The organism is Planktotalea sp., from assembly GCF_050633725.1.
Classification (GTDB): Bacteria; Pseudomonadota; Alphaproteobacteria; order Rhodobacterales; family Rhodobacteraceae; genus Planktotalea.
In genome coordinates this window covers 29,570-55,343 of record NZ_JBOEHB010000019.1, presented here as the reverse complement: position 1 = coordinate 55,343, position 25,774 = coordinate 29,570, and the positions used below count along the sequence as shown (strand labels likewise).

At 54.7% G+C, this 25,774-nt stretch carries 31 protein-coding genes; 13 read left to right on the top strand and 18 right to left on the bottom strand.

Annotation, left to right across the window (positions count from 1 at the left end; translation table 11 throughout):
• Positions 1 to 25: 25 nt before the first annotated feature.
• The 4 genes from ACRBCU_RS15105 to folK all read right to left on the bottom strand — a co-directional run bounded on the left by ACRBCU_RS15105 (position 26) and on the right by folK (position 3,903).
• Positions 26 to 691 (bottom strand): DUF2062 domain-containing protein, encoded by a 666-nt coding sequence (locus ACRBCU_RS15105; RefSeq protein WP_431366222.1) that lies wholly within the window; start codon positions 689 to 691, stop codon positions 26 to 28.
• Positions 669 to 2,858, bottom strand: a complete 2,190-nt coding sequence (locus ACRBCU_RS15100; RefSeq protein WP_431366221.1) for a RelA/SpoT family protein — start codon at positions 2,856 to 2,858, stop codon at positions 669 to 671. Before ACRBCU_RS15100 ends, ACRBCU_RS15105 begins: the two co-directional genes overlap by 23 nt.
• A gap of 32 nt (positions 2,859 to 2,890) precedes the next feature.
• Positions 2,891 to 3,244: a DNA-directed RNA polymerase subunit omega gene (rpoZ, locus tag ACRBCU_RS15095; RefSeq protein WP_348495115.1), complete on the bottom strand. Its 354-nt coding sequence runs from the start codon at positions 3,242 to 3,244 to the stop codon at positions 2,891 to 2,893.
• A 92-nt stretch (positions 3,245 to 3,336) separates the two neighbouring features.
• A complete protein-coding gene (gene folK / locus ACRBCU_RS15090) occupies positions 3,337 to 3,903 on the bottom strand; it encodes a 2-amino-4-hydroxy-6-hydroxymethyldihydropteridine diphosphokinase (protein ID WP_431366220.1) in 567 nt (188 codons plus the stop codon).
• Positions 3,904 to 4,040: 137 nt separating this feature from the next.
• Here folK and ACRBCU_RS15085 point away from each other — a divergent pair, with 137 nt between their 5' ends.
• From ACRBCU_RS15085 to ACRBCU_RS15065, 5 genes are all read left to right on the top strand, one after another.
• Positions 4,041 to 4,613, top strand: coding sequence for an NYN domain-containing protein (locus ACRBCU_RS15085; protein ID WP_431366219.1), 573 nt, complete (start codon positions 4,041 to 4,043; stop codon positions 4,611 to 4,613).
• Between the two features lie 128 nt (positions 4,614 to 4,741).
• Positions 4,742 to 5,692 (top strand): 4-hydroxy-3-methylbut-2-enyl diphosphate reductase, encoded by a 951-nt coding sequence (ispH, locus tag ACRBCU_RS15080; RefSeq protein ID WP_431366218.1) that lies wholly within the window; start codon positions 4,742 to 4,744, stop codon positions 5,690 to 5,692.
• The gene (locus ACRBCU_RS15075; protein ID WP_431366217.1) at positions 5,689 to 6,282 is read left to right on the top strand and encodes a class I SAM-dependent methyltransferase; all 594 of its coding nucleotides are present in this window, start codon (positions 5,689 to 5,691) and stop codon (positions 6,280 to 6,282) included. The genes ispH and ACRBCU_RS15075 overlap by 4 nt, the downstream gene beginning before the upstream one ends.
• Positions 6,283 to 6,284: 2 nt before the next feature.
• A complete protein-coding gene (gene rnhA, locus ACRBCU_RS15070; protein WP_431366216.1) occupies positions 6,285 to 6,743 on the top strand; it encodes a ribonuclease HI in 459 nt (152 codons plus the stop codon).
• Entirely contained in the window at positions 6,740 to 7,363 is a 624-nt protein-coding gene (locus ACRBCU_RS15065) for a trimeric intracellular cation channel family protein (protein ID WP_431366215.1), read from the top strand. Before rnhA ends, ACRBCU_RS15065 begins: the two co-directional genes overlap by 4 nt.
• Positions 7,364 to 7,383: 20 nt before the next feature.
• Here ACRBCU_RS15065 and ACRBCU_RS15060 read toward each other — a convergent pair whose 3' ends face one another.
• Genes ACRBCU_RS15060 through def (ACRBCU_RS15040) form a run of 5 tightly spaced genes read right to left on the bottom strand, consistent with a single transcriptional unit; the run spans position 7,384 to position 10,042 of the window.
• Positions 7,384 to 7,620 carry a hypothetical protein gene (locus tag ACRBCU_RS15060; protein WP_431366214.1) on the bottom strand — a complete coding sequence of 79 codons (237 nt, stop codon included), beginning with the start codon at positions 7,618 to 7,620 and terminating at the stop codon, positions 7,384 to 7,386.
• 4 nt (positions 7,621 to 7,624) lie between these two features.
• On the bottom strand, positions 7,625 to 8,539 hold the full coding sequence (gene fmt / locus ACRBCU_RS15055; protein WP_431366213.1) for a methionyl-tRNA formyltransferase: 915 nt from the start codon (positions 8,537 to 8,539) through the stop codon (positions 7,625 to 7,627).
• Positions 8,536 to 9,027 (bottom strand): peptide deformylase, encoded by a 492-nt coding sequence (gene def, locus ACRBCU_RS15050; protein WP_431366212.1) that lies wholly within the window; start codon positions 9,025 to 9,027, stop codon positions 8,536 to 8,538. The genes fmt and def (ACRBCU_RS15050) overlap by 4 nt, the downstream gene beginning before the upstream one ends.
• On the bottom strand, positions 9,027 to 9,527 hold the full coding sequence (gene def / locus ACRBCU_RS15045; protein ID WP_431366211.1) for a peptide deformylase: 501 nt from the start codon (positions 9,525 to 9,527) through the stop codon (positions 9,027 to 9,029). The genes def (ACRBCU_RS15050) and def (ACRBCU_RS15045) overlap by 1 nt, the downstream gene beginning before the upstream one ends.
• Positions 9,524 to 10,042: a peptide deformylase gene (def, locus tag ACRBCU_RS15040; protein WP_431366210.1), complete on the bottom strand. Its 519-nt coding sequence runs from the start codon at positions 10,040 to 10,042 to the stop codon at positions 9,524 to 9,526. Before def (ACRBCU_RS15040) ends, def (ACRBCU_RS15045) begins: the two co-directional genes overlap by 4 nt.
• A gap of 97 nt (positions 10,043 to 10,139) precedes the next feature.
• On the opposite strand from def (ACRBCU_RS15040), the gene ACRBCU_RS15035 reads away from it, so the two are divergent.
• From ACRBCU_RS15035 to rpiB, 3 genes are all read left to right on the top strand, one after another.
• Positions 10,140 to 11,309 (top strand): MalY/PatB family protein, encoded by a 1,170-nt coding sequence (locus tag ACRBCU_RS15035; protein WP_431366209.1) that lies wholly within the window; start codon positions 10,140 to 10,142, stop codon positions 11,307 to 11,309.
• 600 nt (positions 11,310 to 11,909) lie between these two features.
• Positions 11,910 to 12,815 (top strand): heparin lyase I family protein, encoded by a 906-nt coding sequence (locus ACRBCU_RS15030; RefSeq protein WP_431366208.1) that lies wholly within the window; start codon positions 11,910 to 11,912, stop codon positions 12,813 to 12,815.
• A 96-nt stretch (positions 12,816 to 12,911) separates the two neighbouring features.
• Positions 12,912 to 13,352 carry a ribose 5-phosphate isomerase B gene (gene rpiB / locus ACRBCU_RS15025; protein WP_431366207.1) on the top strand — a complete coding sequence of 147 codons (441 nt, stop codon included), beginning with the start codon at positions 12,912 to 12,914 and terminating at the stop codon, positions 13,350 to 13,352.
• A gap of 15 nt (positions 13,353 to 13,367) precedes the next feature.
• Here the strand turns inward: rpiB and cobM are convergent, their stop codons facing one another.
• The 8 genes from cobM to ACRBCU_RS14985 all read right to left on the bottom strand — a co-directional run bounded on the left by cobM (position 13,368) and on the right by ACRBCU_RS14985 (position 20,666).
• Positions 13,368 to 14,156, bottom strand: coding sequence for a precorrin-4 C(11)-methyltransferase (gene cobM, locus ACRBCU_RS15020; protein ID WP_431366206.1), 789 nt, complete (start codon positions 14,154 to 14,156; stop codon positions 13,368 to 13,370).
• A 27-nt stretch (positions 14,157 to 14,183) separates the two neighbouring features.
• A complete protein-coding gene (gene cobJ / locus ACRBCU_RS15015) occupies positions 14,184 to 15,995 on the bottom strand; it encodes a precorrin-3B C(17)-methyltransferase (protein WP_431366205.1) in 1,812 nt (603 codons plus the stop codon).
• Positions 15,986 to 16,687, bottom strand: coding sequence for a precorrin-2 C(20)-methyltransferase (gene cobI, locus ACRBCU_RS15010; RefSeq protein WP_431366204.1), 702 nt, complete (start codon positions 16,685 to 16,687; stop codon positions 15,986 to 15,988). Before cobI ends, cobJ begins: the two co-directional genes overlap by 10 nt.
• Entirely contained in the window at positions 16,684 to 17,886 is a 1,203-nt protein-coding gene (cbiE, locus tag ACRBCU_RS15005) for a precorrin-6y C5,15-methyltransferase (decarboxylating) subunit CbiE (protein WP_431366203.1), read from the bottom strand. Before cbiE ends, cobI begins: the two co-directional genes overlap by 4 nt.
• Complete coding sequence (locus ACRBCU_RS15000) at positions 17,879 to 18,523, bottom strand: precorrin-8X methylmutase (RefSeq protein WP_431366202.1); 645 nt, start codon at positions 18,521 to 18,523, stop codon at positions 17,879 to 17,881. Before ACRBCU_RS15000 ends, cbiE begins: the two co-directional genes overlap by 8 nt.
• Positions 18,520 to 19,725, bottom strand: a complete 1,206-nt coding sequence (locus tag ACRBCU_RS14995; RefSeq protein WP_431366201.1) for a sirohydrochlorin chelatase — start codon at positions 19,723 to 19,725, stop codon at positions 18,520 to 18,522. The genes ACRBCU_RS15000 and ACRBCU_RS14995 overlap by 4 nt, the downstream gene beginning before the upstream one ends.
• A 5-nt stretch (positions 19,726 to 19,730) precedes the next feature.
• Positions 19,731 to 19,955, bottom strand: coding sequence for a DUF6732 family protein (locus ACRBCU_RS14990; RefSeq protein WP_431366200.1), 225 nt, complete (start codon positions 19,953 to 19,955; stop codon positions 19,731 to 19,733).
• A 192-nt stretch (positions 19,956 to 20,147) separates the two neighbouring features.
• On the bottom strand, positions 20,148 to 20,666 hold the full coding sequence (locus ACRBCU_RS14985) for a GNAT family N-acetyltransferase (protein WP_431366199.1): 519 nt from the start codon (positions 20,664 to 20,666) through the stop codon (positions 20,148 to 20,150).
• A gap of 108 nt (positions 20,667 to 20,774) precedes the next feature.
• On the opposite strand from ACRBCU_RS14985, the gene ACRBCU_RS14980 reads away from it, so the two are divergent.
• On the top strand, positions 20,775 to 21,749 hold the full coding sequence (locus ACRBCU_RS14980) for a glutathione S-transferase family protein (protein WP_431366198.1): 975 nt from the start codon (positions 20,775 to 20,777) through the stop codon (positions 21,747 to 21,749).
• Here the strand turns inward: ACRBCU_RS14980 and ACRBCU_RS14975 are convergent.
• Positions 21,746 to 22,108: a response regulator gene (locus tag ACRBCU_RS14975; RefSeq protein ID WP_431366197.1), complete on the bottom strand. Its 363-nt coding sequence runs from the start codon at positions 22,106 to 22,108 to the stop codon at positions 21,746 to 21,748. The two genes, ACRBCU_RS14980 and ACRBCU_RS14975, sit on opposite strands and share 4 nt — an antisense overlap.
• 185 nt (positions 22,109 to 22,293) lie before the next feature.
• Between ACRBCU_RS14975 and ACRBCU_RS14970 the strand changes: the two genes are divergently transcribed.
• From ACRBCU_RS14970 to ACRBCU_RS14955, 4 genes are read left to right on the top strand one after another with little or no spacing between them, the layout of a single operon-like run.
• Positions 22,294 to 22,674 (top strand): DUF1636 family protein, encoded by a 381-nt coding sequence (locus tag ACRBCU_RS14970; protein ID WP_431366196.1) that lies wholly within the window; start codon positions 22,294 to 22,296, stop codon positions 22,672 to 22,674.
• Positions 22,671 to 23,621, top strand: a complete 951-nt coding sequence (locus ACRBCU_RS14965) for a threonine-phosphate decarboxylase (protein ID WP_431366195.1) — start codon at positions 22,671 to 22,673, stop codon at positions 23,619 to 23,621. The genes ACRBCU_RS14970 and ACRBCU_RS14965 overlap by 4 nt, the downstream gene beginning before the upstream one ends.
• Positions 23,618 to 24,532, top strand: coding sequence for an adenosylcobinamide-phosphate synthase CbiB (gene cbiB, locus ACRBCU_RS14960; RefSeq protein ID WP_431366194.1), 915 nt, complete (start codon positions 23,618 to 23,620; stop codon positions 24,530 to 24,532). The genes ACRBCU_RS14965 and cbiB overlap by 4 nt, the downstream gene beginning before the upstream one ends.
• Positions 24,533 to 24,565: 33 nt before the next feature.
• Positions 24,566 to 25,741 (top strand): lytic murein transglycosylase, encoded by a 1,176-nt coding sequence (locus ACRBCU_RS14955; RefSeq protein ID WP_431366193.1) that lies wholly within the window; start codon positions 24,566 to 24,568, stop codon positions 25,739 to 25,741.
• Positions 25,742 to 25,774 lie beyond the last annotated feature (33 nt).

Below are 25,774 nucleotides of genomic sequence, written 5' to 3'. Positions count from 1 at the left end.
GCTGGCGCGCCAAAGCCAGCCTGAACTAGCTCTTCTCGGCCGCTTTTTGATCCGTATTCTCTGAGGACTTTTCTTTTAAGCGTGCCAGACGCGCTTTCAGCACGCCTTTGTTGCGTCGTTTTTGATACGCACGAATGACGGGCACTGAAAGGTAATAGCACACCAGCCCCGTCACGATGCCCGGTATAATCCCCCCAATCATATAGGGAAAAAACACATCATCGTAAAAATCACGAAGCCCGTGCCACTCGGCTGGTTGGCCCGTAAAAAGTGCTTTCAGGTTAAACAGAAGGTCTCTTGATGCGCCGTAAAACATCTCGCCAAAACCATGACGTACATGCTCTGCATCGGCGGTCATTCCCGTAATCCAGAAACCCGTTTTTAGCGAAGCATAGGCGATCGGAACATACGTCAGCGGGTTCCCGAAGAACGTCGCGAGTAACGCCGCCAGCATATTGGCGTTCATCACACGAGCAAGCACAAAAGAAATCAGAAAATGCAGACCGTAAAACGGCGTGAACGAGGTAAAGACCCCGACAAAAATGCCGCGCGCTATGCGTTCTGGCGAATCTGGCAGACGGCGCACGCGGTGTTTCACGTAGTGGAACGCACGCGCCCACCCACCCTTAGGGTAGATGACTTCCCAGATTACTCTAGGCCAACTGCGTTTATTTCGGCGCTTGAATACCAAGGCGCGGTCCTATCTCGGCGACGCTAACATCTGCATCGCTTGGGTTTTGGTGGCGCGAAACTTCCGCAACATCATCATCTGCGGATAGCGCCGAGATAATCGAGTGCAAATGTTCCGCGTCACGTAGTTCGACGCTTAGGACCAATCGGTAGAAATCCGGTTTACGATCCAAGAACGCCATATCTGAGATATTGGCTCCTTGCTCGCCGATCAATGTGCAAATCCGTCCCATCACGCCAGCGTCGTTGCCGATCGTAAGGTCCAGACGCGCGGCATGAATTGCGGGATGCTTGCCAGATTGCCAATGCAGATCAATCCAGTGCTGCGATTCATCTTCAAACTCTATCAGGGCTTCGCAATCAATCGCGTGTACAACGACACCTCGACCACGCTTCGGGATGCCGATAATGCGCTCACCCGGCAAGGGCTGGCAACACAGTGCGCGTTCATGTGCTTGTCCATGGGCAAGTCCAATAACCGCACGTTTGCTATCAATGCTTGCGTCCGAGGCTTGCACCAAGTCTGGATAGACCGCATGCACAACATCGCTTGCGCGAATAACGCTCGCACCGAGTTCAGCAAGAACCGTGTTACTGTCTTCCAAACGCAAGTTCTTTGCGGCAGTCGCGAGCGCCTTGTCGGTCGCCTTGCGCCCAACGTGCTCGAACGCTGCGCGCGCCAATTCACTGCCTAGCCGAATAAACCGTTCGCGATCCTGCTCCCGAAGGGCGCGACGGATTGCGCTTTTGGCTTTTCCTGTGGCTGCAATATCAAGCCAAGTTGATTGGGGTTGTTGGCCTTCCGCCGTAACAATCTCAACCGATTGCCCGTTCTTCAACCGCGTCCACAAAGGGACACGCATACCGTCAACTTTTGCTCCGACACAGGCGCTCCCGATCCGTGTGTGGATCGCGTAGGCGAAATCAAGTGGCGTCGCGCCACGCGGCAATTTCACAACTTCGCCTTTGGGCGTAAAGCAAAAGACCTGATCCGAGAACATTTCAAGCTTAACAGCCTCAAGAAAATCCTGATGATCGTCTTCGGGGCCGAATTGTTCATTCAATGTGGCAACCCACTTCACCGGATCGACGGCAAACGGGTTCTGAGAACGCGCGCCGTCGCGATAGGACCAATGCGCGGCAACACCCGTTTCAGCGACATCATGCATTTGCAGCGTGCGAATTTGCACCTCAACACGTTTGCCATCGCGCCCGGAAACGGTCGTATGGATAGAACGGTACCCGTTGGTCTTGGGTTGGCTAATGTAATCTTTGAAACGCCCCGGAACCGCACGCCAACGTTGGTGAATAACGCCCAACGCGCGGTAGCAATCTTCTTCAGATGTCGTGATCGCGCGGAAACCGTAGATATCTGAAAGACGCGAGAAGCCTTGCCCCTTTTCTTCCATTTTCCGCCAGATCGAATATGGTCTTTTTGCCCGCCCATAGACCTGAGCGCTTATGTTATTCTTTTCAAGCTCGGAGCGCATGTCACCGGTAATCTGGTGGATAACGTCACCCGTTTCTTTTTGCAGGCGGATAAAACGGCGCATGATTGATGCGCGCCCGTCCGGATTTAGAACGCTAAACGCCAAGTCTTCGAGTTCTTCCCGCATCCATTGCATACCCATGCGACCTGCGAGCGGGGCGTAGATATCCATGGTTTCTCGAGCTTTTTGCACCTGTTTGTCAGGGCGCATAGCTTTGATCGTGCGCATATTGTGCAAACGGTCCGCCAGTTTGACCAGAATGACCCTCAGGTCTTTCGCCATTGCCATGAACAGTTTGCGAAAGTTCTCAGCCTGTTTGGTGGCTGTAGAGCTCAATTGCAGATTGGTGAGCTTGGTCACGCCATCAACGAGCATCGCGATTTCGTCATCAAATATTTCTGCGACTTCACTATAAGTCGATTTTGTATCTTCGATGGTGTCGTGCAGCAGCGCGGTTATCAGCGTGGCATCATCTAGCTTTTGCTCGGCAAGAATGCCAGCAACTGCTATCGGGTGCGTAAAATAAGGCTCGCCCGAATGGCGAAATTGCCCATCGTGCATACGCTCGCCATAGGCAAACGCGGCACGAATAAGGGCTTCGTTGGTCTTCGGGTTGTAAGTGCGGACTGTGGCGAGCAGCGCATCTGGCGACATTAATTCAGTGGTTTCGTCATCCATTAGCTGCCTATCACGCCGCTAAAAAGCAGAGCTTAGCCCTGACCTTGTGCTTCCATAAGCGCGCGAAGCAGCTTCTCTTCAGACATATCGTCATCCGCAGGCTTGTCCGCTTCTGCACCCATCAAAAGCGCCATTGCGTCTTCTTCTGGCTCATCGACTTCGATTTGCGTCTGGTTAGACTCGATCAAACGCTCACGCAGATCGTCAGCAAGCTGCGTTTCTTCTGCGATCTCACGCAGTGATACGACTGGGTTCTTGTCGTTGTCACGGTCTACCGTGATCGCGCCGCCTGCAGAAATCTCGCGAGCGCGGTGCGCAGCAAGCATCACCAGATCAAAACGGTTTGGAACCTTGTCGACACAATCTTCAACTGTAACGCGGGCCATATTGATCTCCGATTTAGGTAGCGGGCTCTGAGCCATGTCTTCTAGTGCTGAAAACTTTTCTTGACAAGCAGATACTCACGTCAACGGCTGCGTCAGATCGGCGTAACCTTATCGACTTCGCTCTTAGGAAGCTGCGCAAGCATTTGGCCTATTGTTTCACCAAGCACAGGGTGACGCCAGCACAGTGCGATATCGGCGAGCGGCACCAAGACAAACGCACGATCTTGCAAGCGAGGATGTGGCAGTACCAGCTCGTTTGGGGCCGCTTTTGCCTGCAATTCAGGGTCTAAGCCATGCCATTCATCAAAACCGGCGCGATCAGGCAATACAACACCGCCCATTCCAATGAGGTCCAGATCAAGCGTACGTTGCCCCCAACGTTGCTTACGCTCGCGGCCAAACTCGGCTTCGATGTCATGCAGACGATGCAAGGCTTGCTTGGCATCAAAGCGACTTTGCACCGCAATTGCCGCGTTCACATAGTCAGGCCCGGCGCCTTCAGGAAAGCAAGGTGTGCGGAAAAAACGGCTGATCGCGCGAATCACAAAACCCCGTTTTGCAATGGTTGCGATGGCATCCTCCAGCACTTGCTCCAAAGTACAACTGGATGATGACAAGTTTGCCCCTAGCGCAACCAATTGCAAAGTCCCAATATTCACGAATTATTGCCCATATCACTGTGTAAGCACCCTTGCCTCACCTATTGGTTTTCTCTTATCGTGGAAATCGGGAACGTCGCAATTTTATTTTTATACACTCACTCACGGCGCGGCGGGACTATTTGAAAGGACATTTAATGTTTTATAAAGACGAACGGCTCGCGCTGTTCATCGATGGCTCGAACCTGTACGCTGCCGCTAAGGCACTAGGGTTCGACATTGATTACAAGCTTTTGCGGACGGAATTCATGCGTCGCGGCAAAATGTTGCGCGCTTTCTACTACACAGCCCTGTTGGAAAACGACGAGTATTCCCCAATCCGCCCCTTGGTGGACTGGCTCAACTACAATGGCTTCACCATGGTGACTAAGCAGGCCAAGGAATACACAGACAGCCAAGGTCGGCGTAAGGTCAAAGGCAATATGGACATCGAACTTGCAGTCGATGCTATGGAGCTGGCACCGCATGTTGATCACATTGTGTTGTTTTCCGGCGATGGCGACTTCCGTCCGCTTATCGAAAGCTTGCAACGTCAAGGCGTTCGCGTCTCAGTGGTTTCCACGATCCGCAGTCAGCCACCCATGATTGCAGATGAACTCCGCCGCCAAGCCGATAACTTCATCGAACTCAACGAGCTCAAAGATGTCATTGGACGCCCACCACGCGACCCAATGCCAGAGCGCGAACAATCGTTCGAAGCAGCAGACTAACCAACTTGAAAAGCCGGTGCCTTAGCTCCGGCTTTTCTCTTTTGGCGAAACACGCCCTCTGGACCACAAGCCTTCGCCACGTTACCTCTAGGCAACAAAAGCCCGATTGCTTTTAGAGGGAAATTACAATGACCAAACCGCCCCTTACGCTCTTTCTCGCTGCCCCGCGCGGGTTCTGCGCTGGCGTAGATCGCGCCATAAAGATCGTTGAAATGGCGTTGGAAAAATGGGGCGCGCCCGTCTTTGTGCGCCATGAGATCGTTCACAATAAATTCGTTGTTGATGCGCTGCGCGAACAAGGCGCTGTTTTCGTAGAAGAGCTCGACGAATGCCCGGATGATCGCCCTGTCATTTTTTCAGCACATGGCGTGCCGAAATCTGTTCCCGCCTCTGCGGCTAAACGCGAAATGGTTTACGTGGACGCGACCTGTCCTTTGGTGAGCAAAGTTCACATCGAAGCCGAGCGCCATTCTGCAAACGGGTTGCAATTGGTTATGATCGGGCATGAAGGACACCCTGAAACCGTCGGCACAATGGGGCAATTGCCCGAGGGTGAAGTCTTGCTCGTCGAAGAAGCGAAGGATGTCGCGACCCTGAACGTGCGCGATCCAGAAAAGCTGGCATTTGTTACGCAAACGACCTTGTCAGTTGATGATACCGCCGACGTCGTCGCCGCTTTGAATGCTCGTTTCCCGTCCATTCAAGGCCCGCATAAAGAGGACATTTGCTACGCGACCACCAATCGGCAAGAATCTGTGAAAGCGATGGCTGCGAGAACCGATGCTATGCTGGTTGTTGGCGCACCCAATTCTTCTAATTCCAAACGTCTGGTCGAGGTTGGCGCCAAAGCTGGCTGCTCCTACGCGCAATTGGTTCAACGCGCTACCGATATCGATTGGCGTGCCTTAGATGGCATCAAAAGCATTGGCATCACTGCCGGGGCCTCTGCACCAGACGTGTTGATCACCGAAGTCATCGATGCCTTCAAAGCACGCTTCGAAGTGACTGTGGATGTCATAGAAACAGCAAAAGAGAACGTTGAATTCAAGGTTCCCCGCATATTGAGAGAAACAACATGAGCGACAAAGAAACTCTCGAAATCTATGACGGCAAGGCAGAAGAGTATGCAAAGCTGACGGAAAACGAAACGAAAAACACAGACCTTCTCGCTTTTATTGACATGGTAAAAGACGGCGGGCGTGTGTTGGATCTTGGTTGTGGGCCTGGCCATTCGGCTGGGCGCATGGCGCAAAGCGGCTTGATCGTAGACGCCAGTGACGCATCCGCCGAAATGATCAAAATCGCATCCCAACAGGCTGGCGTTAACGCGCGGCGCGAAACCTTTGATGCCTTAAACGTGCTAGATCACTATGATGGAATTTACGCCAATTTCAGCCTCTTGCACGCAGAGCGCGCTAAGGTTCCCGATCATATTTCGTCCATCGCAAAGGCGCTAAAGACAGGCGGTATCTTCCACATTGGCATGAAGACTGGCACCAGCGAAGCGCGCGATAGTTTGGGGCGACACTACAGCTACTTCACCGAAAACGAGCTAGAGAAAATGATGAACGACAATGGATTATCCGTGCGGCGGCGTAACCATGGTGAGGACATGGGCCTTAACGGCGAACTTGCCGAGTGGGTGTCTTTGCAAAGCGAGAAGGTCTAAACATGCCCAAACTCATTGCCTACACAGACGGCGCGTGCAGCGGAAATCCCGGACCGGGTGGTTGGGGCGTTCTCATGCGCGCCATGAATGGCACCGAGATTATTAAACAGCGCGAACTCTCTGGAGGCGCGGAACTTACGACAAACAACCAAATGGAGCTCATGGCTGCAATTTCCGCTCTGGAAACCCTAGATCGCGCGGCAGAATTGACCATCGTGACCGACAGCACCTATGTTAAAAATGGTGTCACAAGCTGGATACATGGCTGGAAGAAAAACGGCTGGAAAACCGCTGCGAAGAAACCCGTCAAAAACGTCGAGCTTTGGCAAAGGTTAGACAGCGCACAGGCCCGACATCAAGTTAAATGGGAATGGGTCAAAGGACACGCAGGCCATCCCGAGAACGAACGCGCAGACGAACTCGCCCGCGCAGGTATGGCGCCGTTCAAGAAATCCGCATGAGCCTGCTTGGGTTTCTCGATTATGCCGCGGTGGTGATTTTCGCGCTTACGGGTGCACTTACCGCAAGTCGGGCTCAGCTTGATTTGGTGGGTTTTGCATTCCTCGCGGCGCTCACGGGCATTGGGGGCGGCACGGTGAGAGATGTACTACTGGACCGCAATTCAGTTTTCTGGATCGAAAACCCCTCATATTTAGCGCTCACCAGCGCTGCTGCTCTGCTTGTTTTCTTCACCGCCCATTTTCTCGAAAGTCGCTATCGCGTGCTGCTTTGGGTTGATGCTCTCGCTCTGGGCGTTGCAGTCGCGGCAGGCTCTGGCATCGCCCTTACGCTGGAACACCCCGCAATCATCGTTGTTTTGATGGGGATCGTGACAGGTTGCATGGGAGGTCTGATGCGCGATGTCGTATGCAACGAAGTCCCGCTTGTTCTCAAACAAGGCGAGCTCTATGTCAGTGCGGCCTTCGCTGGCGCTGGGGCAAGCGTTGTTGCTGATGCGTTTGCGCTGCCTGACCTCGCTGTGCTTGGCACAGCGATTTTCGTGACCCTTTTTCTGCGCGCAGGATCGCTCGCTTATGGTTGGCGCTTACCGATCTACAAAAACGCGCCTCCTAAAACGTAGGGTGCGTGATTGCACGCACCTTACCTGCGCCAGTGTGTGGGAACGATGATAAGCGCCCCGATTGACGCCACGATCGCATCCACACCGGGCGAGCCAAAACCAACACGAAACATGATCGTTATGAAATAAAACAAAAAAGCTCCGCCGACACAGATGATGATCGACGGGAGATACCCGTTGTGGGTAAATTCGCTTTTCTCGGAAATATAGCCGACGATCCCCGCGATCACGACCGTGCCAAACAGTGCCAAAAACATCGCCCTATCCCTCCCCGAACCGAGAACCTTTAGGTACAGGCGTACCTCGCAAAAACTCTTGCGCATCCTGCGCGCCTTTACCAGCCTTCTGCGCGCGAGAAATGCGAACCGCACCTGCTCCGCACGCGATAGTTAGCGCATCGTCAAGCGAGCGCCCTGAAACGCCTTCGCCCTCGGCCAAACCACTTGCCAAAAACTTGATCCGCGCGCCGTCCAGCGTCGTCCATGCACCAGGAAAGGGCGACAGCCCTCTTATCTGACGATCTACCTCCAGAGCTGGACGCGACCAATCAATCCGTGCTTCAGCTTTGTCGATTTTTGCCGCGTAAGTTACGCCTTCATCGGGCTGCTCAACGGGATTCAAATCAGCAATCTGATCCAAGGCTTTGCAGATCATCCGCGCACCCATCTCACTCAAACGGTCGTGCAAGCCACCGGTCGTGTCCTGCGCTGCGATTTCAGTTACTTCGCGAAGCAGAACCGGACCCGTATCTAAACCGGCATCCATTTGCATAATGCAAATCCCTGTTTCTACGTCTCCGGACATAATTGCGCGATGAATAGGTGCCGCGCCGCGCCAACGTGGCAAAAGCGATGCGTGAATGTTAAGGCATCCTTTCGTGGGCGCATCCAAAATCGCCTGCGGAAGAATGAGACCGTATGCGACGACAACTGCGACTTCAGCATTTAACTGCGCAAAGAGCTCTTGCTCATCCGAACCCTTTAAAGAAACTGGATGGCGCACATCCAATCCCAGCTCGAGCGCGCGTTCATGAACAGGCGTCAGGCGGTCTTTCTTGCCGCGCCCTGCGGGTCTTGGGGGCTGGCAATACACAGCAACAACATCATGACCAGCCTCCACCAATGCCTCAAGAACAGGTACCGAAAAATCCGGCGTTCCCATGAAGATAACTCTCATATTTTGCGCGCCTTTTTGATCAGCATGTCACGTTTTACTCGGCTGAGATGGTCGAAATACATCTTGCCGTTCAAGTGATCTATCTGGTGCTGCACGGATGTTGCCTCCAGACCGATAAAGTCACGCCGATCGATAATGCCTTGCTCGTTCAAGAAGCGAACCGTCACTGCGCGAGGACGTTTTATCAGGGCGGAAACACCCGGCAGATTTGGGCTTGCTTCATCGTGTTCGCGCAATTCAACAGAGGAGTGCAAAATTTCAGGGTTCGCCAAACGAATGACCTTGCCCCGTTCCTTGGATGCATCCACCACGGCCAAGCGCAACATCACGCCAATCTGGTTGGCCCCCATGCCAACGCCGGGCATTGCCTCCATCGTATCGACCAGATCATCCCAAACTGCGCGCACGTCATCGTTGATTTCCTCAACATCCATCGCTTTGCTGCGAAGCCTTTTATCTGGCCAAGAAATACACTTTCGCACTGCCATTATGCCACCGCCCTATATTCGGTTTCGAGCGCCTTGCGCGCGGTTTCGTCCAAGTGATCAAAGATGACACGGCCGTTTAAGTGATCCATCTCATGTTGCGCGCAAATTGCGGCAAAACCCTCAAGGATCATCGATGCGCGCTTGCCGTCAACGTCTGTAAAGGTCAATTCGATCTGATTAGGCCGCGTGACGTCACAAGAGACACCTTTGATCGAAAGGCACGCTTCTTCGTTGGTGCTCATCACGTCGCCAAGCGGCTTAATCTCGGGATTTATGCAAACCAACGGCGACTTCGCGCCCTCTTTCCAGGTTGCATCCATAACAAACAAGCGCTGCGTGACCCCAACTTGCGGCGCAGCTAAACCGCGACCGGGTGCATCATACATCGTCTCGAACATATCACCAATCAGGCGGCGCACGGCGTCATCAAATGCGTCAACAGAATCGCAAACCCGTTTCAAACGCGGATCTGGCCAAGCCACGATTGGCAAGATGCTCATGCGCGCGCCATCTCTCGTTTTAGCTTTTGCATTTTTCGGGTGATCATCTGGCGCTTGAGCGGCTTAAGATAGTCAATGAACAGCTTCCCTTCGAGATGGTCGATCTCGTGCTGCACACAGGTAGCCCAAAGCCCGTCCATATCGCGCTCTTGCAAATTGCCATCTAGATCGAGCCATTCTACTCTCACCTCTGCTGGGCGCGTGACCTCGGCATATTGATCAGGGATCGAAAGGCACCCCTCATCGTACACATTCGTTTCATCCGATGAGGCAATGATACGTGGGTTGACCATAACCAGCGGCGCTGGCTCGCTGTCGTCCTCTTTCTCGCAATCAAGCACGACAAGACGTTCCAGAATACCAATCTGCGGCGCGGCGAGGCCAATGCCGGGCGCTGCATACATCGTTTCCAACATATCTTTCGCAAGCACACGAAGCTCGTCCGAAATATCGGGCACCGCTGCGCAAACTTTCTTAAGGCGGGGATCGGGGTGGATCAGGATCTTGCGTTTCATACCGCAGCATTTATGCCACCAAGGCGCGCGCTGCAACGGGCCTTGCAGATTTGGCTCAATTCGATAGCGTCCCCGTAAGCATTCAGGAGATACCCACATGAGTTTTGACGAGATCATCGACCGCTTTGGCACCCATTCGGTTAAATGGGACGCGATGGAGTCAATTTATGGCGTCCCAGCAAGCGATGGTATCTCAATGTGGGTTGCGGATATGGATTTTCGCCCACCGAAATGTGTTTCCGATGCCGTTGCGAAAATGCATGAACATGGCATCTATGGTTACTACGGCGACGATGCTCCCTATCGCGAGTCGATCCGCTGGTGGATGAAAACGCGCCACGGTTGGGATGTTGATACCAATGGCATTTTTACAACCCATGGCCTCGTGAATGGAACTGCCATGTGTGTTGACGCGTTCACCAACCCAGGCGAAGGCGTTGTCCTGTTCACACCAGTGTATCATGCCTTTGCCAAAGTGATTTCCGCCGCTGGCCGCAACGTCGTGGAATGCGAAATGAGTAACGTCAATGGGCGCTATGAACTCGATTTCGATGCCTATGACGCCCAAATGACGGGCAACGAGAGCATGCTTGTTTTTTGCTCCCCGCATAACCCTTCGGGCCGCGTTTGGAGCAAAGGTGAACTCCAAGCCGTCGCAGCCTTTGCCAAACGTCACGATCTAATATTGGTGTCCGATGAAATTCATCACGATTTGGTTTTCGATGGCAGCACACATATCCCGATGGCCAATATCGCAGGCATCGAAGATCGCCTCGTGATGATGACCGCGACGACCAAAACCTTCAACATCGCTGGCTCGCATTCGGGCAATGTGATCATCGCCGATCCAGATTTGCGCGCCCGCTTTGGCGCACGCATGATGGCGATGGGTCTTAGCCCCAACTCTTTCGGTCTGTTTATGGCCGAAGCCGCCTATTCACCCGAGGGGGCCGCTTGGGTTGATGATCTAGTGCAATATCTCGACGGCAATCGCAAAGTCTTTGATGCTGGCGTAAACGCGATACCCGGCCTGAAATCCATGTCTATGCAATCGACCTATCTCGCGTGGGTGGATTTTGACGGCACGGGTATGTCACGCGAAGATTTCACCCGCCGCGTCGAGCAAGACGCCCGCATCGCTGCCAACCATGGCCCGACCTTTGGCAAGGGCGGCGAGACCTTCCTGCGCTTCAACTTCGCCACCCCACGCGCGAGGATTGTTGAGGCGGTTGCGCGGTTGCAAGCCGCGTTTGGGGATTTGCAATAAGCGGGCCTTGCGCCAATCCTAATCTCTTGTTCCCGTCTATCTGAAAGTAACAAATGTTCCGCAAAATTTGCTCTCTCGTAGCGCTTGCAACACTCGCGATCCCCGCGGCTGTTGAGGCGCAAAACCTCATCTCTAACAAACGCATGGATTCGGTATTTTTCGGCCTCGTCAAACCCGGAATCGCGAAGCCTCGTAGCACAAATGATTATATCCAGGGTGCAAACTGCGCGGCACGTAGCGAAATTTTTTCCAAAGATTTCAACGGATCGGGACATCTTAAGATTCCGGCAGCTACACGAAAACTTCGACCGATGACGATCACCTGCGCATACAACGGAAAAACCCGCAAGTTCACAATTCAAAGCGAACCTGTCTTTCTAGCCAACCCAGCCCACCGCGCGATCATCCTTAGAGGAAGCCGCATGAAGGATGAGGCCAAACGCAGTGCATTCATCGCAAACGCACAATCTAAGCTAAAGTACTGGGGTTACGGCAACTCGATCATTGTAAATTTTTGACAGCGGCGTTTAGGCACAACAACGTAATACTCTTTCTTTTCGCAGCACGCTGGTAACTAAATTTTCTGTAAGGCCATCCAACATGAAAACACTTCTTAAAACGGCCTTGCTGGCAAGCTGCCTTGTCACTTCGACGATGCTTGCGGCTGAGGAAAAAGCGCTACGCAATTCTGTGCTCAAAAAGGTAAAGATTGAAACCTTGTCTCACAAAGCCCGTTATCGGCACGCCTATGTAAGGCAACCAACGCGCCGTGGTCAAAAAGCACAACGTTTTGAGATACGGCACGGCGATTGCGGACGCGCGTCAGGATGGAACGATTGCGAGACCGATCGCGGCCGCGTAGAAATGAAGGAAAGGCCAAAGAATGCGATGTCTAAACCGGGCCGAGGTGTCTGGTACGGCTATTCCATTTTGATCCCGCCAGATTTCGTAAGTCTCGGCAAAGGCAATACCATGCTTGGCCAAGTTAAGGCCGAGGGTTGGAATATGCCAATGTGGTCGCTGACGTTTAATGATCGACCCTACCTTAATTTCGCAGACAACCAGAAATGTAATCTAGGCTCTTTGCCCTCGTGGAAAGGCCGCTGGATCGACGTTTCGATCTACGCAAACTATAGCCGTTCCGGGCAAAACACATACTTTCAGCTCTTCAAGAACGACAAACTGATCTGTCAGCGAAAAACCCCGTTTTTGCCTGCCGAGTTTGCTTCGAAGAAACCCGTCCTGGGCCTGAAATACGGCATCTACAATAGTTTTGTCAGCCGCTACCTCGCCCAGAAGGGACGCGCACCCGCAGCGGCAAAGGCCTATGCTCAAACGCATGAAGGCGGAAAATCCAAGAGCCCCTCGCCAACACCCTTCAAATTTGATTGGGGTGTAAAGCTCCCGACGCATGTCATCTACTACGATGAAATGCGCTACGGGCTGCGTCGAGAAGATGTAGACGTCAGAATGCTTGAAAAACGAGGCGTTCCACCTGTCGACTAGCAGGCCACAATGTGCGAAATGCATCGCAGCGTTCCAGAGATTCTTTGAGATCGCTCCGCGCCACATAAGGACCAACTTCGACATTGGATTGACCCTATGACTGCCAACAAACGCATCATCATCTCAAGTGACCACGCCGATATTGCGATGCGTCAAGCCATTGCCAGCCATGTTGAAACGCGTGGATATACGGTTCTCGACATTGGTCCAACAACCAACGAGAGCACCCATTACCCCAAGCACGGCAAAGCTGCTGCCGAACGTGTGGCCTCAGGCGAATTTGATCTCGGCATTCTTTTGTGTGGCACAGGTCAAGGCATCATGATGGCTGCGAGTAAGGTCAAAGGCATCCGCTGCGGCGTTTGCTCTGACACATTTTCCGCGCGCATGATCCGCCAGCATAACAATGCAAACATGATCTCAATGGGCGCGCGCGTGATCGGCGAAGGCCTCGCGCTCGACATCGTCGACGCATTCCTGGATGCCGAGTTTGAAGGCGGCCGCCATGCCACGCGCGTGGATATGATCGAGGGCTAAAGCCCTCGCCTCACATCAATCAATCGGCTCTTCCAGAATTGCGCCTTCAACAGGGCGCAAGACATGCGGCATCGCAGGATCATAAAGCGCGGAGTCCTTGAAATCGCGAATGTTGCCCAGAACAGGCCCGACAAGCGTCAAAGCCGTGCGCGTAATCTTTTCCGCGCGCACCTTCTTGTGGATGTCTTTCAGAGTGCCGCGGATGAACATCTCATCAGGCCAACCTACGCGATAAGCGACGACAACAGGGCAATCCTCGCCGTAATGTGGCGAGAGGACACGCACGATTTCTCGCAGGTTCCGCACACCTAAATGGATCGCCAAAGTTGCGCCAGTAGCCGCAAAATTCTCTAGCGTCTCTTTGGGGGGCATCGACGTGCTCTTCATAGAAACACGGGTCAAAACAATAGATTGCGCCACCTCGGGCACAGTCAACTCCTGCCCCAAGGCAGCCGCAGCCGCCGCGTAAGCTGGCACGCCGGGGATAATCTGATACTCAATCCCATCCGCGCGCAAACGGCGGATCTGTTCAGCAATCGCGCCGTATAATGACGGATCACCCGAATGCACCCGCGCTACATCCTCGCCTCGACCATGCGCTGCGACAATCTCTGCGTGGGTGTCATCCAATGTCATCGGCGCTGTGTCTTTCACAATCGCACCAGCAGGCGCGCCCGCGACGACCTCTTCGGGCACCAAAGACCCCGCATAGAGACAAACAGGGCAAGACGCGATCAAGCGCTGCGCTTTCAAAGTCAAAAGCTCAGGGTCGCCCGGACCCGCGCCAATAAAGTAAACGGTCATGTCTTCATTTTCCTAAATAAACTCAATTCACGACGCCTGCTGAGACAGATCACCGTCAATTTTGCGCGCATAGCCACGCGGCGTGTACATGCGGGGGCCTTCCCCGAGCTGCGCTAGTTTGGAATTGGACGAGCCGATAAGAACGACAGTCAACATATCCACTTCATCCACCTCCAGCTCATCCAAACGGCGATACCGCACGTTTTCCTCAGGGCGCCCCAAGGAAGAGGCCAGCATTACAGGCGTATCCGCAGGGCGATGCTTCAACAAAATGTCGCGCGCTTCGGCAAGCAGTGTGCGGCGCGTTTTGGAAACTGGGTTGTAAAAGGCGATTACGAAATCGCCCTCAGCAGCCGCCTTCAAACGGCGCAAAATGTCATCGCGCGGTGTTAACAAATCTGACAGAGAAATCGCGCAGAAGTCATGCCCCAATGGCGCGCCCGCACGTGCTGCCGCGCCTTGCAACGCAGACACACCCGGCGAACAGACAACCTCGACGCGGTGCGCGGCATCACTGACGCCCAGTTCATCTGGGCCACGATCCATCAATTCAAACACAAGCGCGCCCATTGCATAAATGCCAGCGTCACCAGAACACACCAAAGCGACATTCTTACCGAGCGCTGCTTGCTCTAGAGCATAGCGACAGCGTGCTTCTTCGCCGCCCAATGGGAAATCAGAGCGGACCTTGCCAATCGCCAAAGGTCCAAGCAAATCAATGTAAAGACCGTAGCCAACCAATTCTTCCGCATCCGCCACGAGGCGCGAGACCTCTGGTGTGCGCCAGCTCGCTTGACCTGGGCCGATGCCAACGATTGACAAGCGTCCGCGCGAGCGGCCCTGCAATTCAACAATTGGCGAAACCGCCTCACCCAAGGCAACGGTAACATTTGCTGTTTTACGTTTCGCAACGCGAAGCGATCCAGTCGCGCCGACAGACGCCAAGGCCGCCGCTTCGCTCACTCCGTGGCAGCCTACTTCTGCAAAAACCACATCCGATGGATTTTCCAAACGCGCGGTCTCGGCTTCCAGCTCTTCGGCCGTGAACAAACGCAGTGGAACGCCAAGCCGCTTGGCGGTTTCGATCATCGCAGGTTCATCGCCTTTAAGATCAATCGAGGCGATAGCAGCGACTGCGCCTTGCGCGATGCCCGCTTCTGCAAGAACGGTTTCAACCTGCGCCCACATCTCAACCGGATCAGCGTTGCGTGCGCAGCCAAGGCCAAGAACGTATTTTTGTGGATGGTAAACGAGCGCGGTTTCAGAACCCGTAGAAGGCGCATCCGTGACGCGCAACTCAACACCGCCATCTGTGCTTTCGATGTCAAAAATGTTCTCGCCTTGCACCGATACCCCAGCGCCGCCAAGCATCGCAGCCATTGCGCCCTTGGCGTCTTCAGAGTTCGCCAAGGCATAGCCCGCAGGCGGCTCGTCCAGCGCTACGCCCATTGCCACATCGCCGGCAGTTGTCACCGCAGCAACGGTGCCAAGCGCTTTAGAAATGTCGCGCGCCAAGCGGTTGGCTCCGCGATGACCGCCAAGCAGCGGCACAACAACGCCGCCGTCGTCAGAGACAGAAATCACAGGCGGCTCTGCGCGTTTATCATTGAGCAATGGCGCTACGCCGCGGATCAAAATACCGCTCGCACAAACGCCAATGATTGGCGTGCCCGCCGCGAAGAGTTCGCGCGCATGATCCAGCGCATTGGCAAAGAATGTGTCGGCCACATCAACGCGCCCTTCGCGGCCATGCACCTGCGCGCCAATGGCTTGGGCCACGGCATGCGCGGTTGCTTCACCTGAGCGCGACAGCGCGATTACAACGGGTCTCACAGCCATGGATCGGCTCCTTTCGTGAGCAAAATCATCGAAAAATAGGGGGCCTTTTCAGGCGCATCTTTGAGGGGGAGCACGACCTCTTCGGGCAGGCTTGCGCGCTCGATATAAACAGCGCGATCCGTCAGCCCCAGCCCATCAATCACGCCGCGAATTTTCGCAAGGTGGCGACCAACCTTCATGATCGCAACGCTTTCCGCGCCTTCAATGCGCGCGCGCAACTCTGCTTCGGGCAAGGGGCCGGGTAGAACTGTCAGCCGTTCATTGCGCGCGGCCAGCGGCATGCCTGCACGCGCCGCGCAGGTGGTGATCGAAGTCACGCCGGGCACCACTTCGACGTCGAAACGATCCGAGAGCCGCGCAAAGAGATACATGAAGGAGCCATAGAAAAACGGATCGCCCTCACAGAGGCAAATGACGTCATCGCCAGCCTGCAGAGCGCTTGCGATATCCGCTGCACCCTTGTCGTAGGCTTCTTGCGCCGGCGCGCGCTCGACGCTCATGGGAACATCCATGACGATCTCGCGCGCAGTTTTAGGGATCACATCCGCGGCTATCGAGCGCGCGAAACTGTCCGCACCTGCGAGCGCAGGATAGGCGATGACCTGAGCGCTCGAAATCAATCGATGCGCACGCAGCGTCATAAGGTCAGGATCACCCGGACCCAGACCAACACCATAAAGTTTACCGCTCATCGTTTGATCAAGCTCCACTGCGTCACAGGCATCAAAGGACGCCAGCCTGTCAAAGGCCCGATAGGTTCAGCACGGTTCACTTGCAGTTTCACCAACTGCCCGCCATGCTTCTTGTGCAAAGCGATCAAGACCGCTTCGCTTTCCAAGGTCACCGCATTGGCAACCAAACGACCCAAAGGGCGCAGGGCTGTCCATGCAGCGTCAAACACCTCTTCCGATAGGCCACCACCGATGAAAACTGCATCGGGCGCATCTAGACCGCTCAAAGCTTCTGGCACTTTAGCGTCGATCAATTCCAATTTGGGTGCGCCCAAAGCCAGCGCATTCGCCGCTGCCATTGCACGGCGATCCGCGCGCGGTTCGATCCCGATTGCACGAGCATACCGCGCGCCGCGCATCCATTCGACAGCGACAGAGCCGCAGCCCGTGCCAATATCCCAGAGCAAAGCGCCGCGCATGGGCATCAATTTGGCCAAAGTCGCGGCGCGCACTTCCTGCTTGGTCATCGTGCCGTCGCTTTGGAACAACTCATCCGCGAGACCCGGCACGCGCGGCAAAAGCGCTGCATCAGGCGCGGCGATACACTCAACAGCCATTGTGTTAAATGCAGGCACCTCATGCGCCCAATCGGAAGCGGTGCCGTCAAAGCGTTGCTCGTTCTCGCCGCCCATCGCGGCAAGCACCGTGATCTTGCTCTGTCCGAAGCCACGTTCATTCAGGAACGCAGCGATCTGTGCAGGTGTTTCGGCGCCGGTTGTCAGGATCAGCAGACGAATATCAGGCTGAATATAGGCGATCATCTGCTCGACAGGACGGCCATGCACCGTCAGCGTTTCCACATCCGGCATCGACCAGCCCATACGCGCAGCGGCGAGTTGGAAGGCGCTGAGTTGCGGATGATAGGTAATCTCACTCGGATCAATCGCGCGGCCAATGCGGGCACCGACGGAGAACCACAAGGGATCACCCGTCGCGAGCACGACAACACGTTTGCCGCGATAGCTGGTGAGCACATCAATCAGCGCATCAAAGGGCGACGGCCACGCAACACGAGTCGCGCTAACGTTTTCGCTAAGGCGGTGATGGCGGTCGCCACCGATGATGACGTCCGCCGCTTCCACAACGGCGCGCGTGGCGGGGACAAGACCGTCCATGCCGTCCTCGCCAATGCCAACAATATGCAGCCAAGGATCAGACATTTTTCGGCTCCTCAGGAAGGCCCGCTGACAACGCGTTGACCGCTGCGGAGGCTATGGCAGAGCCACCACGGCGCCCGCGCAGCGCCACGAACTCGCAGCCTCGTGGACGCGCGGCGAGTTCTGCTTTGCTTTCCGCAGCGCCGACAAATCCGACTGGGAAGCCAAGGATCACAGCAGGCTTCGGCGCGCCTGCATCGAGCATTTCAAGCAGATGGAACAGGGCAGTCGGTGCATTACCAACGGCAACAACTGCGCCTTCAAGATGAGGCTCCCACAACTCAACAGCGGCGGCAGAACGCGTGTTGCCAATCGCCTTGGCGTGATCTGGTACGCGTGGATCGTTGAGCGTGACAATCACCTCGTTCTCGTTTGGCAGATAGCGGCGAATGATGCCTGCACCGACCATTTCGCAATCGCACAGAACAGGCGCGCCAGCCTTCAGGGCGCGATGCCCTGCAAGATACGCGCCTTGTGAAAATGCGATGCGATCGGCCACTTCGACCATGCCGCAAGCATGGATCAAACGCACAGCAAGGCTCTGCATTCCGACGTCAAAGCGATCGAGGTTCGCTTCTTCGCGTACGGTCGCAAAGCTTTGCGCGTAGATCGCGGATGGGTCGCGCTCGTAAGGTCTCATGCGTTTTTCCGTGCGCTTTCAGGGCCATGCGGATGTTTCGCATGGGGATATTCAGCGTGGTGATGGTGGTCGTGATCATGATCGTGATGATGATCATGTCCGTGGTGATGATGGTGGTGATGCGCATCTGCCAATTCCAAACGGCACATGCCCGAACAGAACGTATCGCAGAGCGTGCAATCGGCAACGTTAGAGCCCGGCGCGGAAGCACCCTGCCCTTCTACATGGTGGTGGTGGCTCTCTTGCACTGCGCCAACCTCGGCCTCAAAGCCAAGAACTTGCGTACGGTATTTGCACATCACACAAGTCGCAGGCGGCACAGCGCCAAAGGCAGGATGATTGCGATCTTCGGGCTTGATGTGGCGATGCTCGCCATTATCAAAGGCCAGAACTTGTTCGCGATAGCCGCAATCGCCGCAGCTTGGTGGGGGTGTTGTCCCGAGCTGTTCTTTCACGCGCTCAGCAAAGGTTTCGAGCACTTTGGGGTGATCGCCCAGATAGCCCGCTTTGACAAATTCAATGTCAGGATGCGCGGCTGCGACTTGATCGGTGAACCCATAGATACGGTCGATCAGAATGCCGCTGAACAGGAAATACGGGAAGACGATGACACGTTTGTAACCCAGCTTGCTCGCGTGCTCGAGGCAAGGTTCAACCAGCGGGAAGGTCACGCCGGAATAGCCAACTTCTAGCCAGCCAAAACCCATGCCCTCTTGCAGAAGACGCGCAATTTTAGAGACGTTGCCGTTCGCATCAGGATCAGACGCCCCGCGCCCGATCACGACGAGGCAAGTGTCTTCCAAAGCGACTTCGCCCTGCTCTGCGTTGGCCTTCTCAACCGCTTCAGAAATGCGCGCACCAGCAGCGGCGACCATCTTGGGATCAACGCCAAGCTCGCGCCCGTAGGACACCTCGATACCATGCTTGGCCGCATAGGTATTCAGCACCGTCGGGATGTCATTCTTGGAATGCATCGCCGCAAACAGCATGCCCGGCACGGCCAAAATCTGATCGCAACCCGCTTCGCGCAACTTGTCCAGACCATCGCGGATCACTGGATTGGCGAACTCGAGGTAGCCGTATTCCATCTGCCAATCATCGGGCAGAAATGGGGGCAATTTCTCAGCCAAGGTCGAAAATTCATCCACTGCGGATTGGCTGCGAGATCCATGCCCGCAAATCATGACGCCGATCTTGGTCATTGGGCCTAGGCCTCCTGCAATTCTTCTTCGTCAAGCTCGGCATCATCGGCCTCGCTTGCTTCATTCTTCTTCCCATTGTGCGCCGCCCAAGCACCAAGCGCGATAGCCGCACCTAGTGCTGCTGCACCTAGCCAATGGCCATGCCCCGCCACCTCGGCCAAATGTCCCACATGCGCCAAAGCCGCATCGGTCCAAAGCAGAAAAAAGCTAGCTGTTATAAGATTTTTCATTTCGCGATCTCCTTATATTCAGCGAGCCGAACAGGAGAGCTGGCGCGCCTCGCACGCCCTTAACCACTGACGCTTTGGCTCCCTATTTGGGTCAGCCGTCACGTCACACCTATCCGGCCCCTTAGGGCGTTGTTGCTTGGGGTATAAGCCCGCGAGCCGCTAGGAGCAAACGGATTCGCGGCCAATCACAGCCTAGTTGCGGCGCCGCTCGAACCAGCGCTCTGGCGTTTCGACGCCGTCGATCAAATCGTTGGTGTCGTGGGTATGTTCAAACGGGCTGCGCGCCAACAAGGCAAGCGCACGTGTGTTCTGCGCATGACTGATTGCAACAATCCTGTTGATCTCGGTTTGCTCAAACAGCCACGCGCACACCATTTCGACGGCTTCGAACCCGATACTTCGACCTTGTGCCGCGCGCGCCAACGTTATGCCTAACTCAGCTTCACTCCCGTCCAGCGCAATGTGAACGCCCAAATCTCCAAGCAAGTGCTGATCACTCGTTCGCGCCAGTCCCAGTTGCGTCCACGAATCTGGCTTTAGCAAAGGCGCGTTTTCCATATGAGAGAGAAAGCCTGCCGCACGCGCTCTATCCATCGCCTCCCAGCCCTGAAACTTCGCCACCTCAGGATCGCTGCGATAGGCAATAAATTCTTCGATATCTGTAGCCGCCAAGCGACGCAAACAAAGCCGTTCCGAACGTGCTAAAATCATAGTCCAAACCTTGTGCAGCCTTGCACTGTGTCTGCGCGCACAGATGCGTATCTTTGAGGATAGGCACAGGGTATGAGGCTTTTCAACATAGTTTGGAAAGGAACGACGATGGGTTTGCTTGTTGATGGGGTCTGGCAGGATCAATGGTATGACACCACGTCTTCTGGCGGAGCGTTTGAGCGAACCACAGCCAAATTCCGCAACTGGATCACAGCAGATGGAAACGCAGGCCCGTCTGGTGAGGCAGGGTTTCCCGCCGCTTCTGGGCGTTATCATCTCTACGTTAGCCATGCTTGTCCTTGGGCGCATCGCACGTTGATTTTTCGCGCCCTAAAGGGACTTACTGAACATATCTCAGTATCGGTTGTGCATCCCGACATGCTCTCTGACGGGTGGACCTTTGAAACCGACGACGATGGAGCGACAGGCGATACGCTCTACGGCCTCGCCTATGCACGCGAGATTTATCTAAAGGCGGATCCATCAATCTCAGGCCGCGTCACCGTTCCAATTTTGTGGGATAAGATCCGCGAAACTGTTGTTTCGAATGAATCCTCAGAGATCATTCGCATGTTCAACAGCGCTTTCAACGAAATCACTGGCAATCAAGATGACTATTGGCCGAGTGAAATGCGCGGCGACATCGAGCAGGTAAATGAACGCATTTACGATACGGTTAACAATGGCGTTTACAAAGCTGGGTTCGCCACCACGCAACAAGCCTATGATCAGGCCGTTTGGCCGCTTTTTGACACGCTTGAATGGCTGGACGCGCGTCTTTCAAACAACAAATACCTGATGGGAGACACCCTCACGGAAGCGGACTGGCGTCTGTTCACCACTTTGGTGCGGTTTGATACGGTGTATCACTTGCACTTCAAATGCAATCGCAAGCGCATTACCGATTTTCCGAACCTTTGGGACTACACGCGCGCATTGTATCAGATGGATGGGATTGCCGAGACTGTGAACCTAAACCACATCGTGCGCCACTACCATTATAGCCACGACACCATCAATCCAAACAGGATCATCCCGATCAATCCTGTGATTGACTTCATGGCACCGCATAGTCGCAGTTAGCTCGCGCTGGCATAATGTTGAACCATCGCGGCAAGGTCCTCTGGCGGCGTTGCGCTTTGAACAAAGGCGCAGGCGTTCGAACTTAATTCAAAAATCGACCCGTCCGAGAAGAACGAGGTGTTGGTCACAAAGATAATCCGCGCATCGGGGCGTCGATAGCTGGCATAATCCGCAATTGCCAAAGCTTGGCCATCCGCAAGGATCAAATCCAAGATGATCATATCAAAAGAGCGCATGCGGAGGGCTTCGAACGCGCTGTCTTGATCACTCGCCAAACGCACCTTCATGCCCTGACGTTCCAAACAGGATTGCCAGAGCTTACCTAGCTCTGGCTGACTTTCTACAATGAGCACGTCCATATTCGACTACCGCTTACTTTTGTTTTTGGTTTTTATCGGGTGTCGCTCGCAAGACTTAACAAAGCGTTAACAAGGTTGCGAGTTGACGTTAATTATTCTCAAATTTGATCACAAACACTTGCGAACTTGTTATGTTTCCGTTTGAAACCCTGAGAACACGTGAATTGAGCGGGGACGCTAACATTATGACCACTTGGATAACTGTTTGCGACACTTGCAAACGCGACGATTGGGACGCGGAGAAAGATCAGATCACCGATGGTGAAAAGCTTGCCGACGCGATCGAGGCCGCAGCAGCGGCATCTGATGGCGCAGAAGTCAAAACCCGCCGTGTGGCCTGCCTCATGGGATGTGCGCATAGCTGCAACATTGCGATCCAAGCACCTGGAAAACTTGCCTATACTTTAGGAAAGTTTGATGCGAGCGCCGAGGCGGCAGAGGGCATCGTAGACTACGCCAAGATGCATGCCGCATCTGAAACGGGCCAAGTCCCGTTTCGTGAGTGGCCAAAGGCGATTAAAGGTCACTTCATTACGCGCCATCCTCCATTGCCTGACGCCGAATGAACGTGACAAAACGCGATCATGGTGGCGGCATTGATGATGCTTGCGCACGCTTTGGCGGCGCGCGCGCTGATTGGATTGACCTATCGACAGGAATAAATCCTATTCCTTACCCGATTGGCACCCTTCAGTCGTCAGATTGGACCGCATTGCCAGATGCTGGCGCGTTTGAAGCATTGAACGGGGCCGCGCGTGAGTTTTGGAATGTACCAAAAGGCGCGGCAATCCTGCCCGCGCCCGGTGCCTCAGCTTTGATCGCGCGCCTTCCAGCACTTTTCAACGCATCGCGCGTAGATATTCCCACGCCAACCTACAATGAACACGCCGCTGCATTTCGCGCACAAGGTTGGTCGTTCTCTGATGCGCAGCCACATACGCGCGTTCTGGTACATCCCAACAATCCCGATGGCCGCATGTGGGGCTTTGAGGATGCGAGCGCCCCAATTACAATCATCGACGAAAGCTTTTGCGACATTGCGCCCGATGCCAGCTTAATGAGCCTTGCCGAACGCAAGGGCGTTATCATTCTGAAAAGTTTCGGAAAATTCTGGGGTCTTGCGGGATTGCGTTTAGGCTTTGCTATTGGTGATCCTGAGTTGATCGCGCGGCTTAATGATTTCATCGGCCCTTGGGCGGTGAGCGGTCCAGCATTGCGCATCGGCGCTCGGGCCTTGCGGGACGAAGACTGGGCCAAGCAAACGCGCCTTAGCTTAGAAAGCGGCGCGGACAAGCTGGATTCCTTAATGACGGGGCATGGCGCTAAAATCGTTGGCGGCACCAGCCTGTTTAGGCTCTACAATGTCGACGACGCTCAGGCGTGGCAAGACAGGTTGGCAAAGGCGCATATCTGGTCGCGCATTTTTCCATATTCTGAAAACTGGATTCGGCTTGGTTTGCCTGCGCCCGATCAATGGGATCGACTGACAGCAGCGCTCAGCGAACGATCATGAGCTTCGTGACCATTCTGCTCTGCGCTTTGTTTTTGGACGCCGCATTAGGCGAACCGAAATGGCTTTGGTCGCGCGTCACCCATCCGGCAATTGTGATGGGCCATACGATTGCTTGGATGGACAAACGGTTCAATCGAGGCGCAACGCGACGCCTAAAAGGGGTTGCGAGCGTGTTCGCTCTTGGCGTGAGCGCAGTTCTGATAGGGGCTTTCTTCGCTCAATTCGGTGCCTTAGTTCAGATCATCATTGCGGCGATGCTGCTGGCCCAAAAATCCCTGACCCAACATGTTGCAAAGGTTGCTACAGCGCTGCGCCAGTCAACTGAACAAGGCCGATCGGAAGTTGCAATGATCGTCGGGCGCGATACCGCGGAAATGGACGACCCTGCAATTGCGCGAAGCGCCATTGAAAGCGCGGCGGAAAACCTCTCTGACGGAGTGATCGCGCCTGCGTTCTGGTTTCTTATCGGCGGCCTACCCGCTTTGCTGCTCTATAAGGTCACAAACACGGCAGATAGCATGATCGGCTATCGCACCCCGCGCTACGAAGCCTTTGGCTGGGCGGCTGCGCGTTTTGATGATCTGCTGAACCTGATTCCGGCCCGCTTAACTGCGTTGATCATCATGCTGGCCTACGCCCAAGCGCCAAAGTGGCGATCCATTGTCAGCGAAGCGCGCATGCACCGCTCGCCCAATGCAGGATGGCCAGAGGCCGCAATGGCGCGCGCCCTTGGCGTCGCTCTTTCGGGTCCGCGCAGCTATGACGGCGTTATGCGCGACTTTCCGTTTGTTAACGAAACAGGGCGCAAATCCCTAAGCGCAACCGACATTGACGCCGCCGTGCGTGCACTCTGGGTCACATGGGGGATTTTTACATCTTTGGTGTTTGCCCTCGCCCTTTTCGGTTTCTAAGCTGCCCCAAATTGTTTTGAAGGATCGTTCCCAATGCTCACCCGCATTTCCGCCCTCGCATGTGTCGCAGCGCTCAGCGCGGCCCCTTTGCTTGCCCAAACTTGCGGCGGCTCTTTTTCCAACTTTGTTGGCGAATTGAAACAAGAAGCCGTTGCGCGCGGTCATGCCAAATCAAATGTAGACCGCTTTTTCGCCTCTGCTCGTAAAGATCCAGCCGTGCTAAAATCGGATCGCTCGCAAGGCGTATTTCAAATGCCCTTCGTCGATTTCTCGCGGCGTTTGATCAGCCAAGGTCGGATCAACAAAGGGCGCTCGATGGGGGATCGCTATGATGCAATTTTCGACAAAATCGAACGTGACTACGGGGTCTCACGCGGTGTCTTGCTCGCGTTTTGGGCATTTGAAACCGACTACGGTGCAGTTCAGGGCAACTTTAACACCGCGAATGCATTGATCACGCTCGCACATGATTGCCGCCGCCCCGAGCTTTTCCGCCCACAGATATTCGCGGCGCTCGAACTCTTTGAAAAGGGGGATTTTGACCCTGCGCGAACCACTGGTGCTTGGGCAGGTGAAATTGGCATGGTGCAAATGCTTCCTGCAGATATTCTGGAAAACGGTATCGACGGCGATGGAGATGGCCGCGTTAGCCTGAAAACCTCCGCGCCCGATGCACTGCTCTCTGGCGGGAAAATGCTAAGCAGCTTGGGATGGCGCAAAGGCGAACCTTGGTTGCAAGAAGTCACCCTACCCAAGAATTTCGACTGGTCCAAAACTGGGCTTAATCACTCTGGTCAAGCGAGCGATTGGCAAGCCATGGGCGTCAAAGCACGCGCTGGAAACCTGACGGCGGGCTTGCCCAGCTCAATCATCTTGCCTCAAGGGCGAAAAGGCCCAGCATTCATCGCTTATCCAAACTTTCGCGTTTATTTTGAATGGAACCAGAGCTTTACCTATGTCCTCACCGCCGCCTACTTTGCCACGCGCTTGGAAGGTGGTCAGGTTTACAATGCGGGAAGCCCAGACGTAGGCTTAAACGGGGCGCAAATGAAACAGCTTCAGAACAAGCTTACATCGCGTGGATATGACGTTGGAAAATCGGACGGAATTTTAGGCGCTAAAACCCGCGCTGCGGTTCAAGATATTCAAAAGAAACTCGGCCTACCCGCAGACGCCTGGCCGACGCCAGCCTTACTTGGCAAGCTCTAAGCTCTTAGCTCTTAGCACATCGAAAACTCTCGG

Coding starts and splice junctions, on each gene's coding strand:
- ACRBCU_RS14980 (WP_431366198.1), top strand. CDS start 20,775: ATGGGTTTGCTTGTTGATGGGGTCTGGCAGGATCAATGGTATGACACC.
- ACRBCU_RS14965 (WP_431366195.1), top strand. CDS start 22,671: ATGAACGTGACAAAACGCGATCATGGTGGCGGCATTGATGATGCTTGC.
- ACRBCU_RS15085 (WP_431366219.1), top strand. CDS start 4,041: ATGTTTTATAAAGACGAACGGCTCGCGCTGTTCATCGATGGCTCGAAC.
- fmt (WP_431366213.1), bottom strand. CDS start 8,539: ATGAGAGTTATCTTCATGGGAACGCCGGATTTTTCGGTACCTGTTCTT.
- rnhA (WP_431366216.1), top strand. CDS start 6,285: ATGCCCAAACTCATTGCCTACACAGACGGCGCGTGCAGCGGAAATCCC.
- cbiB (WP_431366194.1), top strand. CDS start 23,618: ATGAGCTTCGTGACCATTCTGCTCTGCGCTTTGTTTTTGGACGCCGCA.
- ACRBCU_RS15075 (WP_431366217.1), top strand. CDS start 5,689: ATGAGCGACAAAGAAACTCTCGAAATCTATGACGGCAAGGCAGAAGAG.
- ACRBCU_RS15000 (WP_431366202.1), bottom strand. CDS start 18,523: ATGAGACCTTACGAGCGCGACCCATCCGCGATCTACGCGCAAAGCTTT.
- cbiE (WP_431366203.1), bottom strand. CDS start 17,886: ATGTCTGATCCTTGGCTGCATATTGTTGGCATTGGCGAGGACGGCATG.
- ACRBCU_RS15035 (WP_431366209.1), top strand. CDS start 10,140: ATGAGTTTTGACGAGATCATCGACCGCTTTGGCACCCATTCGGTTAAA.
- ACRBCU_RS14995 (WP_431366201.1), bottom strand. CDS start 19,725: ATGACCAAGATCGGCGTCATGATTTGCGGGCATGGATCTCGCAGCCAA.
- def (WP_431366212.1), bottom strand. CDS start 9,027: ATGGCAGTGCGAAAGTGTATTTCTTGGCCAGATAAAAGGCTTCGCAGC.
- cobI (WP_431366204.1), bottom strand. CDS start 16,687: ATGAGCGGTAAACTTTATGGTGTTGGTCTGGGTCCGGGTGATCCTGAC.
- ACRBCU_RS15060 (WP_431366214.1), bottom strand. CDS start 7,620: ATGTTTTTGGCACTGTTTGGCACGGTCGTGATCGCGGGGATCGTCGGC.
- ispH (WP_431366218.1), top strand. CDS start 4,742: ATGACCAAACCGCCCCTTACGCTCTTTCTCGCTGCCCCGCGCGGGTTC.
- ACRBCU_RS14975 (WP_431366197.1), bottom strand. CDS start 22,108: ATGGACGTGCTCATTGTAGAAAGTCAGCCAGAGCTAGGTAAGCTCTGG.
- cobJ (WP_431366205.1), bottom strand. CDS start 15,995: ATGGCTGTGAGACCCGTTGTAATCGCGCTGTCGCGCTCAGGTGAAGCA.
- def (WP_431366210.1), bottom strand. CDS start 10,042: ATGAAACGCAAGATCCTGATCCACCCCGATCCCCGCCTTAAGAAAGTT.
- ACRBCU_RS15065 (WP_431366215.1), top strand. CDS start 6,740: ATGAGCCTGCTTGGGTTTCTCGATTATGCCGCGGTGGTGATTTTCGCG.
- ACRBCU_RS14990 (WP_431366200.1), bottom strand. CDS start 19,955: ATGAAAAATCTTATAACAGCTAGCTTTTTTCTGCTTTGGACCGATGCG.
- rpoZ (WP_348495115.1), bottom strand. CDS start 3,244: ATGGCCCGCGTTACAGTTGAAGATTGTGTCGACAAGGTTCCAAACCGT.
- rpiB (WP_431366207.1), top strand. CDS start 12,912: ATGACTGCCAACAAACGCATCATCATCTCAAGTGACCACGCCGATATT.
- def (WP_431366211.1), bottom strand. CDS start 9,527: ATGAGCATCTTGCCAATCGTGGCTTGGCCAGATCCGCGTTTGAAACGG.
- ACRBCU_RS15030 (WP_431366208.1), top strand. CDS start 11,910: ATGAAAACACTTCTTAAAACGGCCTTGCTGGCAAGCTGCCTTGTCACT.
- ACRBCU_RS14985 (WP_431366199.1), bottom strand. CDS start 20,666: ATGATTTTAGCACGTTCGGAACGGCTTTGTTTGCGTCGCTTGGCGGCT.
- ACRBCU_RS15100 (WP_431366221.1), bottom strand. CDS start 2,858: ATGGATGACGAAACCACTGAATTAATGTCGCCAGATGCGCTGCTCGCC.
- cobM (WP_431366206.1), bottom strand. CDS start 14,156: ATGACCGTTTACTTTATTGGCGCGGGTCCGGGCGACCCTGAGCTTTTG.
- ACRBCU_RS14955 (WP_431366193.1), top strand. CDS start 24,566: ATGCTCACCCGCATTTCCGCCCTCGCATGTGTCGCAGCGCTCAGCGCG.
- ACRBCU_RS14970 (WP_431366196.1), top strand. CDS start 22,294: ATGACCACTTGGATAACTGTTTGCGACACTTGCAAACGCGACGATTGG.